Here is a 17,078-nt window from a genome sequence, read left to right as displayed (position 1 = left end):
CGCCGCCTGCGGCGTCGCTCAGGATAAACTTCGGCTTTGCCGAAGCCGAAGGCGTGTATCGAAGGACATTCTCGGCACCCCCCTCCCCAACCCCCACGAACCGCGCTATGGAACACAGCGTGAACGAAGCGCCGATCCGCAAGATCATCCATGTCGACATGGACGCCTTCTTCGCGTCGGTCGAACAGCGTGACGATCCCGCGTTGCGCGGCCTGCCGGTCGCGGTGGGTGGCGGCACGCGCGGGGTGGTCGCGGCGGCCAGTTACGAGGCGCGGCGCTTTGGCGTGCGCTCGGCCATGCCGTCGGTCACCGCGCGGCGGCTGTGCCCGGACCTGATCTTCGTCAAGCCGCGCTTCGACGCCTATCGCGCAGTCAGCGAACAGATCCGCGCGATCTTCCTCGACTATACCCCGCATGTCGAACCGCTGAGCCTCGACGAAGCCTATCTGGACGTGACCCACGACCTGAAGGGCATCGGGCTTGCCACCCCGATCGCGCGTGAAATCCGGGCCCGCATCCGCGCCGACACCGGGCTGACCGCGTCCGCCGGCGTCTCCTACAACAAGTTTCTCGCCAAGCTGGCATCCGACCAGAACAAGCCCGACGGGCTGTGCGTGATCACACCCGACCGCGCGCTCGATTTCGTTGCGGGGTTGCCGGTCAAACGCTTTCACGGCGTCGGCCCGAAGACGGCGGAGCGCATGGCGCAGCTGGGCATCCACACCGGGCTCGACCTGCGCGGGGTGGAGATGAGCGTTCTCGAACGGCATTTCGGCAGCAGCGCGCGCTACTACCATGATCTCGCGCGCGGCATCTGTCACCGCCAGGTGCGCGCCGACCGCGAACGCAAGTCGATCGGCGCGGAGGACACCTTCGCCACCGACCTGTCCGATCCCCGCGCGCTCGGCGAAGAGCTCGACCGCATCGGCGCAACGGTATGGCGGCGGATCGCGGGCAAGGACGATGTCGCCGGCCGCACCGTCACGCTGAAGGTCAAATATCAGGATTTCCGCATCATCACCCGTGCCCGCTCGCTCGACCGGCCGGTGCGGGACGAAGCCGAGTTCGTGGCGGTCGGCCGTGACCTGCTGGCCAGCGTGTTGCCGGTGCCGAAGCCGGTGCGGCTGCTGGGGCTGACGCTGTCCAACCTGTCTCGGGGCGCGGTGGTGGCCGACCCGATCGCGCCGGAATTGCCGTTAAGGTAATGTTTCTCGACTTCGCTCGAAACGAACGGAAACGCGGAGAAGCGTGAAAATGAATCCGTTCGTTTCGAGCGAAGTCGAGAAACGTGCTCCCTACCCCGCCGGGCACCCCGCCGGCCGCGGGCGCAGCAACGCCCTGCCCGCCCGTGCGCCGGTCGCCTGGTCACGCGCCAGGGCCAGCACACCGTTGACGAACAGCGCGTCGACGCCGACCGCCGGCACACGCGGATTCACGTAGTCGGCGCGCGGCGCGTAGCGATCGGGATCGATCACGACGACGTCGGCGAAATAGCCGGGGCGCAGATAGCCGCGTTCGGCGATGCGATAGATGTCGGCGACCGCGCCGCTCGACCGGCGGATCATGGTGGCCAGATCAATCACGCCCCGCTTGCGGACATATTCGGCATAGAGCCGCGGATAGGTCGCGTATTGGCGCGGATGGCCGTTCGACCCGTCCGATCCGCTGACCACCCAGGGCTGGCGCATGATCAGGTCGATATCGGCGTCGATCATGTTGAACGACGCGACGCCGGTACCCGCCGCGCGATCGCCGTCGGCACTGGCCACGCGCAGGATCCGGATCGCGGCATCGATCGGGTCGACGCGCCACTGCGTCGCCATCTGCTCCAGCGTCTGCCCGGTCCATGGATGCCCGGCGCTGGTCAGCAACAAGCTGGCGGCCCCGCCGCGCCGGCGCAGATTCTCAGCCATCTCCGCCTTGATCCGCGCCAACGTCGCCGGCGCATCGAACCGGGCGATCATTGCGCGATAGCCCCCATCGACCGCCCAGCGCGGCACGAGCGCAGCGTCGAGGCTGGAGCCCGATGCATTCCACGGATACTGATCCGCCGTCACGTCGATGCCGCTGCGCCGTGCCGCCTCGATCTCCGCGATCAGTTGCGGCGCCTGGCCATGCACGTCGACGCCCAGCGCCTTCAGGTGCGCGAAATGCACCGGCAGCCCGGCCTCGCGGCCGATACGGATCGCCTCGCGCACCGATGCGATCAGGCCGACGGTGTAGCTCGATTCATCGCGCTGATGGGTGTCATAAAGGCCGCCGCGCGACGCGGCTTCGCGGGCAAGCGCGATGACTTCATCGGTCGCCGCAAAGCTTTGCGGCGCATAGAACAGCCCGGTCGAGAAGCCGAGCGCACCCTGGCACATCGCGGCAGCGACCAACGCGCGCTCCTCCGCCAGTTCGGCGGGCGTCGGCGCGCGATCGACTTGGCCCAGCACCTGCGCGCGCACCGCGCCGAAGCCGACGAACGCAGCGACGTTGGTGCCGACCCCTGCGGCCTCCAGCCGCGCCGCATCGGCCGCGACATCCGGGGTGCCGCCGCCGTCGACGCCGTGGATGATCGTCGTCACGCCCTGCGCCAGCCAGGGCAGGTTCTGGCGCCCGACGGGATCGTCGGCACGGATATAGCTGTCGGGGTGGGTGTGCGGGTCGATGAAACCCGGCGCGACGATGCGGCCGGCGGCGTCGATCACCTGCTTGCCGGGTGTTCCGCGCGACGGACCGACATAAGTGATCCGGTCGCCGGTCAGTTCGACATCGCCGACCACCGGCGACCCGGTGCCGCCGTCATAGATGGTGCCGCCGCGAATGACGACGTCTGCGGTCGCCGTAGTGCTCGGCGGCACCGTGGTGCACCCGCTGGCGGCCGCCAGCAGCACCCATGCCCAGATCCGATTGCGCTTCATTCCGCCGGTTCCTTGTTCCGTGGCATCAGCGTCGTACGCGCCTGCGCGGCCTTTTCGACCGCATTGCGGCTGAACGGCAGCTTCTGCATCTGCCCGGTGATCCATGGTGAGTAATGATCGCGATAATGCGGCGATGCGGGGTCCGCCGACTGACCGGGCAGGTTGAGGTAGAGGCTGTCGTCCCAGTTGCCGACGTCGATCACCTGAAGGTAGCTCGCCCCGCCCGAGGTCCGATAGCCGCGCGACGGCACCCAGCGGGCGTTGACCGTGTAGTTGTCGCCGCCCGACTCCCCGCCCTCGATCGGCGGAAATGCCGCCGCGATGGCGGGAATGCGGGCCAAGGGATGCGCGATGCGCACCTGATGCAGCTTGCCCCAGCGCCACGTCGCGGGGTCCGGTCCCATCAGCTTGACCGCCTCCGCCCATGCGGACGCCAGCGCCTGGTCGAACAGGCGGTCGCGCACCGCCGCCGGGTTCGCGCCCAGCCGGGGATCCGCGTCGCGCATCACCCGGATCAGCTCGCCCGCCGCGATCGACGGCACCAGCTCGCGCGCGGCCGGCGGCACGACCGTGTCGAGAATGCGCGTGCCAAGGTCCGCCCACAGGATGCGGAACAGCGCGGCCGCGGCACTGCCCGCGCCAAGCTGGCGATCCCAACCGCGCAGCATCGCGGCGGTCGGAGTGGCAGCGTCGCTCACCTTGGCGGGGATCAGCGCGACAAGCTGGCGCGCGGGCGTCGACAGCACGTCCTGCTGCAACGCCGCGCTGTCGGCGATGCCGTGCCGGGGCTGGGCCTCCAGCACCTCGACGATACGCTCATAGCGATAAGGTTCGCGGAAGGAGAAGGCGAGCGGACGTTCGCGCATCGGATAGTCGGGCGGGATGTTGTCCTGGTTGGCGGATGCGAACCAGCCCCGTGCGGGATTATATTCGCGCGGCAGTGCCTCCGCACCGATGCGCCCCGTCCAGTCATAGCGCCCGTCGCCGGGGGCGGGCAGCAGGCCGTCATGTCCGCCCTTGCGCAACGGGGCCATGCCGATCACCTGCCAGCCATGATTGCCGTCGATGTCGGCATAATGGAAATTGGTCGGCGACGGGTGCAGCCGGAACGCCTGTTTCAAATCCTCCCAGTCGCGCGCCAGGTTGATCGCGATCATGGCGAAGCCGCCCATCGCGCCGGGCATCATCGTCACGCTCGACATGGCGGTGGCGCGGCGCGCGGCGGCATCGTGGCGCAGCACGGGTCCATGCACCGAATAGCGCATGCGGATCGTCTGCGCCGGCGCGCCCTTGACCGCGATGGTTTCCTCGACGGTCGCGAACCGCTTCCAGCCGCCGGCGTGGCGATAGCGTTCGGGATCGGCCGGATCGAGTTCGAGGATGAACAGGTCGTTCTGGTCGTTGTGCGAGTTGGTCCGCCCGAACGCGAAGCGGTCGGTGTGCCCCTGCATGATGCCGGGCAGCCCGGGGGAGCCGCCGCCGATCACGTCCAGTCCCGGGGCGGTCAAATGCGCGACGTGGCGCGGCGCGAAGCCGCCGATGCCCAGATGCGGGTCGTTGGCCAGGATCGGCCGCCCGGTCGCGCTGCGCCCTGGGCCCACCGTCCAGGCGTTCGATCCGGCATTGTCGGGGCCGGTGGACGGCGCATCCGGATCGCGCACCGGGCTGGGTGTCGCGCCGAAGGGCAGCGCGCCCTCCGCGGTCACGAGGACGCCGAGGTCGCGTTCGGAAATCGACGCGACATCCAGCCCGTCGGGCACACGAAGCCGCCACGCCGGACGGAGCGGCGCGACCAGTGTGTCGAGTTCCAGCATCCCGAGCGCGGCCAGCCGGGCGCGCCGGATTTCGTCGTCGATGTTGCCGATCGAGGCGCCGCGCTGAAGCACCAGATCGCGCACGTCCCATTTCATCGGGCGCGCACCGAGGATGCGATATTCGGCCGGAAGCAGATCGGGGTCGGCGATGACCTCGTCGATCCGCGCATTGACGCCGGCCACATAGCCGCGCGCGCACGCCAGCACCTCCGCCGGCACCTTGGCCAGTTCGGCATCCAGGTCACCGCGATAATGAAACAGGCGTTCGGCGTGATCGTTCGCGACGAAAGCCGGGCCGAATGCCTCCGCCAGCCGCCCCATGGCGCGGCGATGGCCAAGGTCAAGCTGGAACAGGCGGTCGCGGGCCACCGTATAGCCCTGGCCGAAAAACGCGTCGGCCTTCGTCGTTGCGCGGATGTGCGGCACGCCGAAACGGTCGTCGACGATCTCGATTTGCCCGGCGATCCCCGCAACCTGCCGCCGCCGCTCGGGAAGCTTCACACGCACCCCATTGGTCTGCATCGCGCGCGCGGCTGCGGCCGTGGTGAGGACGAGCGCGGTCCCGCCAAGAAAGATGCGGCGATTCAATTTCATCCGGGCTTCCCCCTGCTCTGGCCCCGTGTTCGTGGCCCGTACCGTCACCGGCGGGCCCATGCCCAAGCGTATCGACCCCAAAGCTATCGCAACCCGACGGCAGGTCATATGGTAAGCGTTGGCCCGGGCATGCCGGAAAGCTATGGTCCATCTGCGCGGCCTGCGTGCCAAACCGCAGTACGCCGAACCCGTCCATTGCCTTTGGTTATGGTGGATGTAACGCAAAGAAAACCGGCAATGCTTGACGTGCTTCCTTGCCGACCGGCACGATCCGGCACTTGGGGGAGGCCATGCGTCGAATGGGAAATTGCCGGGGCGACCAGATATCGGCTTCACCGCGATCCGCCGCGACGTCGCGGCGGGACTCAAGGGCGGCAGTCACCCCGCATCGCTTTCATGACGATCGAGCACGACGAACCGGAACCGGTTCGTCACGCGTGACGCCAACAGGCGCAGCGACATTGCGGCTCGGTATCCGGCACGCGCGCCGCCCGATACCGTCTCAGGAATTTTAAGGGGAATGAAGATGCAAGCGACCGTCCAGCTTCGCCGCCGCCCGGGGCGCTACGCCCTGCATGCCAGCATCACCGCGATGGCGCTCGTCGCCCTGGCTCCTGCGACGGCGATCGCCCAGACCAGCGACCCCGCCCCCGCGGAACAGGAGGATGACGCACAGTCGCGTGACGATATCGTCGTCACAGGCACCCGCGTCATCCGCGACGGCTTTCAGGCACCGACCCCGCTGACCGTGCTGACCCAGCAGGACATCCAGAACCAGTCGCCGACCAACAATATCGCCGATTTCGTCAACCAGATCCCATCGGTCGCAGGCAGCCTGCGCCCCGCCAATTCCCGCCTGGCGATCAGTTCGGGCCTGGCGGGCATCAACGCGCTCAACCTGCGCGCGCTGGGCGAGATCCGCACGCTGGTGCTGCTCGACGGCCGCCGTTCGCCGGGATCGAGCGTCACCGGCCTCGTCGACATCAACACCTTTCCCCAGGCGCTGGTCCAGAGCGTCGAGATCGTCACGGGCGGCGCCTCCGCGGCCTATGGCTCCGACGCGGTCGCGGGCGTCGTCAATTTCGTGCTCGACAAGAAATATGAAGGGCTGAAGGTCGCGATCGACAGCGGCATCACCGGCGAGGGCGACGGGTTCAACTATTCGTTCAGCGTTGCAGGCGGCCTGAAGTTCGCCGGCGGGCGCGGCCACGTGCTGGTGAGCGCCGAGCTCGCCAAGCGCGACGGCATTTTCCAGGTCGATCGTGACTGGAACCAGTTCGGCTTCCGCACCATCCCCAACCCGGCCTTTACCAACACCAACGGCCTGCCCCAGAATCTGGTGGTTTCCGGCGCGGGCACGGCCAACGCCCTGCCCGGCGGCATCATCAACAATTCGGCGGGGGGTGTGGCCAACCGTCTGCGCGGAATTTATTTCGGCCAGGGCGGGTCGGTGAACCAGTTCCAATATGGCGCGCTCAATTCGCCCGCGCTGGGCAGCGCGGGCGCGCCGACCCTGACCCAGGGGGGCGACTGGCAGCTTGCCGACAACAGCCGCAACATCGGGCTGGACGCCGCCGATGACCGCCGCGGCATCTTTGGCCGGGTGAGCTACGAGGTCGCGCCCTGGGCGGAAGTCTATGCCGAGGCCGCCTATAACTGGCAGGAATCGGACTTCAACGCTGGGCCGCAGCTTTCGACCGCCGTGACGCTTCGGTCGGACAACGCGTTCCTGATCAACACGCTGGGTCCGGCGCGCCTGGCCGGCATCACGTCGGTGACGATCGGCACCACCGCGGTCGACCTTCCCGTCCGGCGCAACAACAACCAGCGCGACGTCCAACGCTATACGATCGGCGGCGGCGGCGATTTCGAGATGTTCGGCAAGCGCGCGGTGTGGAGCGCCTATGCCCAATATGGCGAGACCAACACGCGCGAACAGCTTCGCAGCATCATGAACACCAATCGCATCGCCTTGGCGACCGATGCGGTGTTCGCGCCTGCCGGAAATGCCGCTGGCATCGCCGCGGGGACAATCGTGTGCCGATCGACGCTGACGGCCCCGACCAATGGCTGCGTGCCGCTCAACCGGCTGGGCATCAACGTCACGAGCCAGGCGGCGATCGACTATGTGCTCGGCGACCCCTATCGCGAACAGAAGCTGCAGCAGACCGTCGCCGGGGTGAACCTGTCCTTCACGCCGTTCGCGACCTGGGCCGGCGATGTCAGCATCGCGGTCGGCGGCGAGTATCGGCGCGAGGAAGTGTCGGGCTTCGTGCCCACCGAGTTCCAGACCGGCTGGTCGGTCGGCAACTTCCTGCCGACCTTCGGCGACTATGACGTGAAGGAAGCATATTTCGAAACCGTCGTGCCGCTGGGCGGCGGCGTCGAGTTCAACGGCGCGGTGCGCGCGACCGACTATTCCACGTCCGGCTATGTCACGACATGGAAAGTCGGCACGACCTGGCAGCCGATCGAGGACCTGCGCTTCCGCGTTACCCGGTCGCGCGACATCCGCGCGCCCAACCTGAACGAATTGTTCCAGGCGGGTACGTCGCGGACCAACACGCTGACCGATCCCTTTCCCGAACCAGACCGCGTCGGCGTGACGTTCCGCGAAACGACGACGGGCAACCTCAACCTCGATCCCGAAATCGCGGATACGACCAGTGTCGGGGTGATCTTCACCCCCCGCTTCCTGCCCGGCTTTTCGGCTTCGATCGACGCGTATCTGATCGAGCTCGAGGGCGCGATCGGCCAGTTCTTTGCTCAGGACATCATCAACCGCTGTTTCGAGGGCCGCCAGGAATTCTGCGCCGCCTTCGGCCCCGACCCGACCGGCGACCGCGAGCTGTTCTTCCGCGCCAGCCCGTTCAACTTCGCCAGCATCACCAATCGCGGTATCGACATCGATGCGAGCTACCGCATCCCGCTCGATACCTTCTTCGCCAACAGCGAAGGCACGTTCACGCTGCGCGGCCTGGCCACCCGGTATATCGACAATATCACCGACAGCGGCGTCAGCATCCCGGTCGACACGGTCGGGGCGAATGGCGGCGGCGGTCTGCCCGAGTGGATCTTCCGCTTCAACGCGGTCCTCGACACCCCGAGCTACACGATCACCGGCACCGCCCGCGGCGTGAGTTCGGGGACCATCTCCAACAACTTCATCGAATGCCAGACCACCTGCCCAACCGGGCGGCCGGCGGCGATCGTCTCGCAATTCCCGACGATCGACGACAACAGCGTCTCCGGCCTGTTCTACGTCGACCTCAACCTGACCGCGAAACTCAACATCAACAATCAGGGCGATGGCCAGGTCTTCCTGAACATCACCAATCTGTTCGACCGCGCGCCGCTGCTGCTGCCCGAGGGCGGCCTGTCGGCCAATACGACCTATTCCGACCTGCTCGGCCGCGCGTTCCGCGTGGGTATCCGACTGCAGACCAAGTAACGTCGTGCGGCGGGGGGCCTGACCCGGCACCCCGCCGCCCCGTCGGACCAAGCGCGTCCAAGCGTGCCCATCACGCCCGGCGCGAAGAGCCCGGGGAAACATGGCCTCCCCGCCGCGTTGAAGGGTGAACACCCCCGCGCGGAAAGGATTGCCATGCCCATCGCCCTCAAGCCGATCGCCGACCAGACGATCGTCATCACCGGCGCCTCATCGGGCATCGGCCTGGCCACGGCACGTCGTGCCGCGCGCACCGGGGCACGCGTGGTGCTCGCCGCGCGCAACGGCGACGCGCTGCGTGAGATCGTCGAGGGGATCGCCCTGTCCGGTGGCAAGGCGGCCTGGGTCGCGGTCGACATGGCCGACGACGATGCGCCACAACGGATCGCCGCGGTCGCCGATGCCGAGTTCGGCGGCTTCGACACCTGGGTCAATAACGCCGCGACCGCCATCTATGCCCGGCTTGACGATACGACGATCGACGAGCAGCGCCGCGTCTTCGACGTCGGCTATTTCGGCGTGGTCCGCGCATCCCTGTTCGCGGTCGACCGGCTGAAGGCGCGGGGCGGCGCATTGATCAACGTCGGATCGGTTTTGTCCGAGCGGGCAGTGCCGGTGCAGGGTGCCTATTCGGCCATGAAGCATGCGGTGCTGGGCTTTACCGAGGCGCTGCGCACCGAGGTGGGCGCAGATGGCCTGCCGGTGTCGATCACGCTGATCAAGCCGCATGGCATCGACACGCCCTACCCCGAGCATTCGCGCAACAAGATGGACCGGCCAGCCCGCATTCCGCCCGTCGTCTATGACCCCGAGCTGGTCGCCAAGGCGATCTGCCACGCCGCGACGACGCCGCGACGGGAACTGGTCGTGGGGGGCCAGGGCTTCCTGCTGACGCTGGGCGGCAACCTGTTCCCCGCGGGTGCGGACTGGTTCACCGAACGCTTCATGACCGAACGCGGCCAGTCGATCGACCAGCCGCCCGAGGACGGCACCCGCGACAACCTGTTCGAGCCCCGCAAGGATGGGCGCGAACGATCGAACCAGGATATTTTCGTGCGCAAGACCAGCCTGGCGCTCGAGGCGCAGATGCGTCCGATGCTGACCACGGCCGCCGCGATCGGGGCGGTCAGTGCGTTCGCGTGGATCATGCTTCGCCCCACACGGCCCGGCGCGCGCACGCCAGCCGCGGGGGCGGCCGTGCCGGGTGCGCACCAGCCGGACGGAACCGACAGCTCGGCATCGTTCGACGCACGCATCGCCGATGAAATGACGATCCCGGACGCTGTGCCGGCGGCCTAGTCAGGCCGACCCGTTTTCACGAGAGAAGTGGCGGAGAGGGTGGGATTCGAACCCACGGTACCCGTAAAGGCACAACGGTTTTCGAGACCGTCCCAATCGACCACTCTGGCACCTCTCCGCAGCGAGGAATTCCGCGCATTCCGTCGTAAACGAACCACGCGCCGGTCGATCGAGCGGCGGCGCATAACCGAAAGGTCAGGGGCAGGCAAGCGTGATGCTTGTGTCATCGTCGCCAAAGCCTACATTGCACATATGGTCCAGGAACATCCCCACGCCGACTCCGCCGCGCCGGTCCCACCCATCACGCACGCCCGGTTCGCGATCGGCGATGTCGTGCGTCACCGGATGTTCGATTTCCGCGGCGTGATTTTCGATGTCGATCCCGTGTTCGGCAATACCGAGGAATGGTATCAGTCGATCCCCGAGGATATCCGCCCGCGCAAGGATCAGCCCTTCTACCACATCCTCGCCGAGAACGCGGAATCGAGTTATGTCGCCTATGTCAGCCAACAGAACCTGGTGACCGACGACAGCGACGAGCCGGTCGACCACCCCGCCATCCATGGCCTGTTCGACGATTATGCCAATGGGCGTTATCGGCTGAAACGCCTGCATCGCCACTGATCGCGCGCGGCGGCTGCGCCGGCTGGTGACCCCTACGGGACTCGAACCCGTGTTTTCGCCGTGAGAGGGCGACGTCCTAGACCGCTAGACGAAGGGGCCGTCGTGCAGAGGCGGCGAGGTGGCCGTGCGACCGCGCTTTGTCAAGCACCTCCCCTGCCCCGGCGGATCGCACGACCCGGCCGGGGCAGTCGCGATCAGAATTCGAAGTCGAGGCGCGAATAGAGGAACCGGCCGTTGAAGCCGAAGGGCGAGAGGCTGGAATAGGGCAGGAAGAAGCTGTTGGCGGTAAACGGCGCGCGTTCCGGCAGACGGTCGGGATAGACATCGAACACATTGTCCGCGCCGACCGTGAAGCGCACGCCCTCATGCACCTTCAGCGTCACCTGGAGGTCGGTCAGCCATTTCGGCGTCAGCGTGAAATCGGCGGGCGCATCCCCCTTGCCAACGGTAATCGCCCCGGCGCCCGCGGTGAACACCTCGCCGAAGCGGTTGGCGCGGATGACCGCATTGACCGGGCCCAGGCTCCAGTCGAGCGAGAGGTTGAGCTTGTTGGTCGGCTGGCCGTCGGTCAGGCGAAAGGATTCGACCCGACCGAAGAGCAGCAGCCCCGGCAATGACGGCAACACCGCGCGATCGATGATCTTGGTGTCGTTATAGTTGTACCCTGCAGTCAGGCGGAAATCGCCGAGCCCGAATTCGGGCAGACGGTAGGTCGCAACCACGTCGATGCCCTGGGTGCGCGTATCGACGCCGTTGACGAAGAAGCGCGCGGAGGTGACGTTGTTGATGCCGGCCGACTGCAGCAGCGCGACCACGGCCGCGCCAGTGAGATTTTCCGTCAGCGTCACCCGGTCGCGAATCCGGATGTTGTAATAGTCGACGGTCAGCGTGAAGCCGGTGAACGGATCGAGCACGAGGCCACCGCCGAGATTGAGCGACTTTTCCGCGTCGAGGGGTTGCGCGCCCAGCGCCCGCGCAACCGGGCTGGCCACCGGGAACGTGCCGACTTCAATCAGACCCAGCCCCTGGACGTTATTGGTCGAGGTGGCGGTGAAGAATTGCTGGGACAGGCTCGGCGCGCGGAAGCCGGTCGAGGCGGACCCGCGAATGGCGACGCCGGGAACGACTTCCCACCGCCCGGCTGCCTTCAGGTTGAAGGTATCGCCGAAGTCCGAATAATTCTCGTAGCGCGCCGCGAGCTGGAAGGTCAGGTCGGTGATCGGGTCGAAATCGGCTTCGGCATAGACCGCCCAGCTGTCACGGGTCGCATCGACCGCGTTGGTCGGCTGGAATCCCGGAAACACCTGGGCCCCGCCCGCCGCGCCGTTGGCGACGAACGGCCCGTTGACATAGCTGGCGAGCTCGCCCTGGCGGATCTTGAAATTCTCGTTGCGATATTCGGCACCGAGCGCGATGCCGAAGCGCTCGAACAGGTCGGTGTCGAGCGTGCGCGACAGATCAAGGTTGATCACCGTCTGGCCCGCCGCCAGCCCGCCGGCATCGAACGCACGCGGGCTGACCAGTCCGCCGAGCGAGGTGTTGAAGCTGTTCTCGACCCGGTAATTGAGCTCGTCCGAGCCATAGATGACCGACAGGTCGGCCTTGAACCCGCCGACATCGCCGCGGATGCCGATCGCGCCCGAAACGTCCTCGATCTCGCTTGCGATCAGCGGCAGGAAACCGTCGGGATAGAAGGGGACGAAGCTGGTCGTCGACGCCGCGAAGTCGCGGTTGCGCGCGTCGTTCGGCCGGCGGAAGAAGCCGGCGCCGGTGCCGTCGCGGATGCCGTAGGTGCCGAACGCGTAAAGCTCGAACGCGCCCAGCTCGTACCCGGTATTGACCACGAAGTTGAAATCTTCGGCCTGGCCGTCGCCGAAGCCGTGATTGAAGCGATCGAAGGTCAGCTCGCGCGGGTCGCCGATCGTCGGATATTGCCGGCGCGGGTCGGCGCCCGAACGCTGGGTGCGGTCGCGGTCGCGGAACTGCGCGGTGACGTTGAGGTAGCCGCCCGGCCCGACCGGCACGCCGATATTGGTGGCGATCGTCACCGTGTCGCCGTCATTCCGATCGCGCTCGTCGGTGAAGTCGAGCGCCAGGATGTCGTTGGTGCCGCCGCCCGCGGTGACCACCTGGGGCAATCCGTTCGGCCCGGTCAGGACACCGTCATAATCGCGCACCCCGTCCATGGTCGTGATGTACTTGCCGTAGGTGACCGAGCCGCGAACGCCGGTGGCGCGGCTGAGCTGAAGGTTGATGACGCCGGCGATCGCGTCCGACCCATATTGTGACGCTGCACCGTCGCGCAGCACTTCGATCCGCTCAATGGCAATGGGGGGAAGCTGGTTGAGGTCGACTGCCGACGACCCGCGCCCGACCGAACCGTTGAGGTTGAGCAGTGCCGCAGAATGGCGACGCTTGCCGTTGACCAGCACCAGCACCTGATCGGGCGACAGGCCGCGCAACGTGGCGGGCCGCAGCGAATCGGTGCCGTCGGTCAGCGACGGCTGGGGGAAATTGAACGACGGGACGAGCTGGTTGAGCACGCGGTTGGTTTCGGTCGCGCCCGAGCTTTTCAGGCTTTCGCCGCTGATGACGTCGATGGCGACCGGGCTGTCGGTGCTGGTACGCTGGGCCGCGCGGCTGCCGGTGACGATAATTTCATCAGTGGGTGCTTCCGCCTCCTGCGCGAACGCGCTGGTCGCGGCAGTCATCGCTGTCGAAACGGCAAGGCAAGCGATCGCAAGACGGCGCATGTGATTCCCCTTGAAAGATTTTGGCCGGGACCTCCGACCGTTCCCGACAGCAACTTGCGCAATCGATTCACGTAATAAAAGTGAAACCGGATCGCGCGCCCAAGAAACAATCTTACCGTTGCTGCAATGCAACAGTGACGCAGTGCGAGTCGGGCGGCGGCACGGGCGCGGCGACTGTGGCGCCCGATCCGGAAATTTGCAGGACGCGTCCGCGCGACGTCCAGATCAACGGTTGACTTCGCGCGCGGTCTGACCTAGCTGGCGCGTTCCGTTTCGCGGAGCCGGGCATGCCGGGCTCGTGCGGAGCTGTGCACAATTCAATCGCACGACATAAAGAGAGTTTCAGGATCATGTTCGCAGTCGTACGCACGGGCGGCAAGCAGTATCGCGTTGCCGAGGGTGACAAGATCGTCGTCGAGAAGCTCGACGGCGATGCCGGCGCCACGGTCACGCTGGGCGACGTCCTGCTCGCGGGTGAAGGCAGCGAACTGAAGCCGGTCGCCGGCCTGACGGTCTCGGCGGAAATCATCGCGCAGGCGAAGGGCGAGAAGGTCATCGTCTTCAAGAAGCGCCGCCGCCACAATTACCGCCGCAAGAACGGCCATCGCCAGCAGCACACGATCCTGAAGATCGTCGCGATCGGCGAAGCGAAGAAGAAGGCGGCGAAGGCCAAGAAGGCGGATGCGGCCCCGGTCGAGGCGGAAGCCCCGGCGGCCCAGGCCTGAAACCCAAGCGAGACGAGGAGTATAGGCAATGGCACATAAGAAAGCAGGCGGCTCGTCGCGCAACGGTCGCGATTCGGCAGGCCGCCGTCTTGGCGTGAAGAAGTTCGGCGGACAGGAAGTCGTCGCCGGCAACATCATCGTGCGCCAGCGCGGCACCAAATTCTATCCGGGCACCAATGTCGGCATGGGCAAGGACCACACCCTGTTCGCGCTGACCGACGGCCGCGTCGCCTTCCATGAGGGCCGACTGGGCCGCAAGTTCGCGTCGGTAGAAATGATGGCGGAAGCCGCCGAATAACATCGGGCAACCAACCGGGTTGTCCACCAGGGCGACCCGGTCCCCGCGTCAAGGCGGGGACAACGCACAAGGGAGACGGGTCGCGGCCTGGCTCCCTTTTTTCTTGCTCCCTCAACCCGTTCGTGTCGCATCCCCGTCATCCGCGGGGGGCATGGCACGGCGCAAAAGAGGAGAGTGCCGATGTTCGTGCGTACCCGCAGATTGACGCTGCGTCCCGGCTGGATCGAGGACGCGCCCGAGCTGGCCCAGGCGATCGCGCATTGGGAAGTGATCCGCAACCTGGGCCGTGCGCCCTGGCCCTATGGGCTCGCGGACGCGGAGGCGTTCCTCCGCCAGCCGCGGCGGACCTGCGAGGCCAGCTTCGTGATCCTCGCGCATGAAGGCCCCTGCCCCCGCCTGGTCGGCGGCATCGGCTTCGGTCCCTATGACGATCGTCCGCATGAAATCGGCTATTGGCTGACGCCAAGCGCCTGGGGGCGCGGCTATGCGACCGAGGCGGGCCGTGCAGTGATCGACATCGCCCGCACGCTGCGGGTGCCACGATTGCAGGGCGGCCATCATCTCGACAACCCGGCATCGGGCGCGGTGCTGCGCAAGCTGGGGTTCGTGCCCACCGGCACAGCAATGCGCTATTCGCGCGGCCGCGGTGCGGAGGTGCCGTGCGCCGAATATGCGCTGGCGCTCAGTGACGAGGATGATGCACGAATGGCGGCGTGAGGCGGTTCATGAGGTCCGCCCGACGCCCAAGCGGATCGCGCGGGTCAAGCGACCGCATATAGCTGCCGGCTGACCTTATCGTCACCCCGGCCCTGTGCCGGGGTCCACCGTGCCGCAAGGCCCCGTCGCACGCCAGTTGGTACCGAGCCAAGGCGCGGGGCAAGGGGAGCGCGCCGATGATCCGCCAGTGCGGGTCGCGCGGTGGACCCCGGCACGAGGCCGAGGTGACGAGGAAAGAGTGGCTGGGTTTCCGGACAATCGCCAGTCCCGGTCAACCTCTATGCCGCCGCCAGCTCCGGCGTCGGCTGCCCAAGCCGCGCAGCTTCATAGTCGCTGTCGGCCAGCGCGATCAGCTTGCGGTCGTCATGGTTCCACGGGTGGAAGCCCGGCATGAAATAGGCGAACCACGCGCCCAGCACCTTGCGCGCCATGCCGGGGCGGCCAAAGGCATAGCGGAACACCCGCCATTTGACGCCTGCACCAGTCAGACCGTCCTGCGCGAGCAGGTCGAGCATCCCCTCGGTACGGCCGCGAAAGAACTTGATCGTCGCCATCACCATCACCAACGACTTGACCCACCAGCGGCGGAAGCGCGGCCAGTCGCGGGTCGCGTGCAACCAGGTGTCATAGGCCACACCCTTGTGCTCGATCTCCTCGATCGCGTGCCAGCGCCACAGCGCGGCGGCTTCCGGATCGGCGCCGGCGAGATGGCGGGGATTGGCGATCAGCTGGTGCGCGATGATCGCGGTGAAATGTTCGAGCGCCATCGTCGCGGCGAGATTGGCGATTGGCGGGCGCCCCTTGGTGATGGCCAGCTCGCGGTCGACCCGCGCTTCGAGACGCGACACGTCATAACCCTGGTTGGTGACGTGGCGGTTGAACGCGACATGCTCGCGGGTGTGGATAACTTCCTGCTTCACGAACGCATTGATCTCGCGCTCAAGCCGGGGCGGTGTGCCGTCGCGGAACTTGCGCACGCTGTCGATGAAAAAGCCCTCACCCTTGGGAAAGGTGACCGACAGCGCGTTGTAAAACGCGGTGGCGACGGGGTCGTCGCCATGCCACCACCGGCGGACGTTCGTATTGCGCCCAAAGCGCCGGTCGCGCGGACGGATTTCCAGGTCTGCCGGAGTCTTTGCGTTCATCACGCTTTTCCTTCACTAATCCGATACCCGCAACATCTGGCCATTACTTACACTGATGTCAATAGCCCGCCGCCGTCTCACGCCCGAGGAATCCCGTGACGCCGCGCTCGATGCTGCGCGCACGCTGCTGATCGAAATGGGACCGCAGGCCGTGACACTGAAAGCGGTGGCATCGCGGATCGGGCGCACCCATGCCAATCTCCTCCATCATTTCGGCTCGGCGTCGGGGCTGCAAAAGGCGCTGATCGCGCACCTCGCCGACACGATCACGACGCGGATCGGCGCGGCGGCGATGAAGGCGCGGGAGGGCGATCACGATCCGCGCGAAGTGGTCGACCTGACCTTCGACGCGTTCGACCGCGAGGGGGCGGGCGCACTCGCGAGCTGGATGATTCTCTCGGGCAATGAGGACGCGCTCGATCCGATCCTGGAGGCGATCCACCGGCTGGTCGACGAGCTCGCCGCCGATTCCCATTTCGCCGAGCAGCATTCGATCCATGAGGAGACGTTGCAGCTTGTGCTGATGGCGCTGGGCGACGCGCTGCTCGGCGGCCCGATGGCGCGCGCGCTCGGCCTGCCGCGCGAAAAGGCGCGCGAGCTGGCGGCCGTCGCACTGATGCGCTCGCGACATCCGGATCATCAGGTCTAAGCCTACGTCGCCCCGGCGAAGGCCGGGGCCTCTGGCCAATTACGGTGCGCCCGGATTTCACAGAGGTCCCGGCCTCCGCCGGGACGACGCCGTGGCCCCTATCGCC

12 protein-coding genes and 2 tRNA genes are annotated in these 17,078 nt (G+C 66.9%); 8 read left to right on the top strand and 6 right to left on the bottom strand.

Annotated elements, in window-relative coordinates; genetic code table 11:
* Window positions 1-119 precede the first annotated feature (119 nt).
* Entirely contained in the window at window positions 120-1,205 is a 1,086-nt protein-coding gene (gene dinB / locus GO308_RS03035) for a DNA polymerase IV (RefSeq protein ID WP_346768978.1), read from the top strand.
* Between the two features lie 90 nt (window positions 1,206-1,295).
* On the opposite strand, the gene GO308_RS03030 is transcribed toward dinB, so the two are convergent.
* The gene (locus GO308_RS03030; RefSeq protein ID WP_240883761.1) at window positions 1,296-2,906 is read right to left on the bottom strand and encodes an amidohydrolase family protein; all 1,611 of its coding nucleotides are present in this window, start codon (window positions 2,904-2,906) and stop codon (window positions 1,296-1,298) included.
* Window positions 2,903-5,314 (bottom strand): penicillin acylase family protein, encoded by a 2,412-nt coding sequence (locus tag GO308_RS03025; protein ID WP_240883760.1) that lies wholly within the window; start codon window positions 5,312-5,314, stop codon window positions 2,903-2,905. The genes GO308_RS03030 and GO308_RS03025 overlap by 4 nt, the downstream gene beginning before the upstream one ends.
* Before the next feature lie 520 nt (window positions 5,315-5,834).
* Here GO308_RS03025 and GO308_RS03020 point away from each other — a divergent pair.
* Together GO308_RS03020 and GO308_RS03015 are read left to right on the top strand one after the other, a co-directional pair.
* Window positions 5,835-8,765 carry a TonB-dependent receptor gene (locus tag GO308_RS03020; protein WP_231726110.1) on the top strand — a complete coding sequence of 977 codons (2,931 nt, stop codon included), beginning with the start codon at window positions 5,835-5,837 and terminating at the stop codon, window positions 8,763-8,765.
* Between the two features lie 153 nt (window positions 8,766-8,918).
* The gene (locus GO308_RS03015; protein WP_240883759.1) at window positions 8,919-10,061 is read left to right on the top strand and encodes an SDR family oxidoreductase; all 1,143 of its coding nucleotides are present in this window, start codon (window positions 8,919-8,921) and stop codon (window positions 10,059-10,061) included.
* Between the two features lie 28 nt (window positions 10,062-10,089).
* Here GO308_RS03015 and GO308_RS03010 read toward each other — a convergent pair.
* Window positions 10,090-10,179, bottom strand: a tRNA-Ser gene (locus tag GO308_RS03010).
* Between the two features lie 134 nt (window positions 10,180-10,313).
* On the opposite strand from GO308_RS03010, the gene hspQ reads away from it, so the two are divergent.
* Window positions 10,314-10,685: a heat shock protein HspQ gene (gene hspQ / locus GO308_RS03005; protein WP_240883758.1), complete on the top strand. Its 372-nt coding sequence runs from the start codon at window positions 10,314-10,316 to the stop codon at window positions 10,683-10,685.
* A 23-nt stretch (window positions 10,686-10,708) separates the two neighbouring features.
* On the opposite strand, the gene GO308_RS03000 is transcribed toward hspQ, so the two are convergent.
* Together GO308_RS03000 and GO308_RS02995 are read right to left on the bottom strand one after the other, a co-directional pair.
* Window positions 10,709-10,784: transfer RNA gene (locus GO308_RS03000), tRNA-Glu, on the bottom strand.
* A 95-nt stretch (window positions 10,785-10,879) separates the two neighbouring features.
* Window positions 10,880-13,396, bottom strand: coding sequence for a TonB-dependent receptor (locus GO308_RS02995; protein ID WP_240883757.1), 2,517 nt, complete (start codon window positions 13,394-13,396; stop codon window positions 10,880-10,882).
* A gap of 392 nt (window positions 13,397-13,788) precedes the next feature.
* On the opposite strand from GO308_RS02995, the gene rplU reads away from it, so the two are divergent.
* From rplU to GO308_RS02980, 3 genes are all read left to right on the top strand, one after another.
* Window positions 13,789-14,163: a 50S ribosomal protein L21 gene (rplU, locus tag GO308_RS02990; RefSeq protein WP_066482490.1), complete on the top strand. Its 375-nt coding sequence runs from the start codon at window positions 13,789-13,791 to the stop codon at window positions 14,161-14,163.
* Window positions 14,164-14,191: 28 nt separating this feature from the next.
* Window positions 14,192-14,461, top strand: a complete 270-nt coding sequence (gene rpmA / locus GO308_RS02985; RefSeq protein WP_066482492.1) for a 50S ribosomal protein L27 — start codon at window positions 14,192-14,194, stop codon at window positions 14,459-14,461.
* Between the two features lie 180 nt (window positions 14,462-14,641).
* Window positions 14,642-15,178, top strand: a complete 537-nt coding sequence (locus tag GO308_RS02980; RefSeq protein ID WP_240883756.1) for a GNAT family N-acetyltransferase — start codon at window positions 14,642-14,644, stop codon at window positions 15,176-15,178.
* Window positions 15,179-15,456: 278 nt separating this feature from the next.
* Here GO308_RS02980 and GO308_RS02975 read toward each other — a convergent pair whose 3' ends face one another.
* Window positions 15,457-16,323 (bottom strand): metal-dependent hydrolase, encoded by an 867-nt coding sequence (locus tag GO308_RS02975; RefSeq protein WP_240883755.1) that lies wholly within the window; start codon window positions 16,321-16,323, stop codon window positions 15,457-15,459.
* Between the two features lie 55 nt (window positions 16,324-16,378).
* Here GO308_RS02975 and GO308_RS02970 point away from each other — a divergent pair, with 55 nt between their 5' ends.
* A complete protein-coding gene (locus GO308_RS02970; protein ID WP_066482500.1) occupies window positions 16,379-16,972 on the top strand; it encodes a TetR/AcrR family transcriptional regulator in 594 nt (197 codons plus the stop codon).
* Window positions 16,973-17,078 lie beyond the last annotated feature (106 nt).

This window comes from Sphingomonas sp. SFZ2018-12 (assembly GCF_022496715.1).
GTDB lineage: Bacteria > Pseudomonadota > Alphaproteobacteria > Sphingomonadales > Sphingomonadaceae > Sphingomonas.
Note: the sequence above shows the minus strand (reverse complement) of the source record. Positions and strands in the feature narration are given on the sequence as shown.

Bases quoted from the DNA above. Each gene is read 5' to 3' on its own strand.
- GO308_RS03030 (WP_240883761.1), bottom strand. From the start codon at position 2,906: ATGAAGCGCAATCGGATCTGGGCATGGGTGCTGCTGGCGGCCGCCAGC.
- GO308_RS03025 (WP_240883760.1), bottom strand. From the start codon at position 5,314: ATGAAATTGAATCGCCGCATCTTTCTTGGCGGGACCGCGCTCGTCCTC.
- GO308_RS03020 (WP_231726110.1), top strand. From the start codon at position 5,835: ATGAAGATGCAAGCGACCGTCCAGCTTCGCCGCCGCCCGGGGCGCTAC.
- GO308_RS03015 (WP_240883759.1), top strand. From the start codon at position 8,919: ATGCCCATCGCCCTCAAGCCGATCGCCGACCAGACGATCGTCATCACC.
- hspQ (WP_240883758.1), top strand. From the start codon at position 10,314: ATGGTCCAGGAACATCCCCACGCCGACTCCGCCGCGCCGGTCCCACCC.
- GO308_RS02995 (WP_240883757.1), bottom strand. From the start codon at position 13,396: ATGACTGCCGCGACCAGCGCGTTCGCGCAGGAGGCGGAAGCACCCACT.
- rplU (WP_066482490.1), top strand. From the start codon at position 13,789: ATGTTCGCAGTCGTACGCACGGGCGGCAAGCAGTATCGCGTTGCCGAG.
- rpmA (WP_066482492.1), top strand. From the start codon at position 14,192: ATGGCACATAAGAAAGCAGGCGGCTCGTCGCGCAACGGTCGCGATTCG.
- GO308_RS02980 (WP_240883756.1), top strand. From the start codon at position 14,642: ATGTTCGTGCGTACCCGCAGATTGACGCTGCGTCCCGGCTGGATCGAG.
- GO308_RS02975 (WP_240883755.1), bottom strand. From the start codon at position 16,323: ATGAACGCAAAGACTCCGGCAGACCTGGAAATCCGTCCGCGCGACCGG.
- GO308_RS02970 (WP_066482500.1), top strand. From the start codon at position 16,379: ATGTCAATAGCCCGCCGCCGTCTCACGCCCGAGGAATCCCGTGACGCC.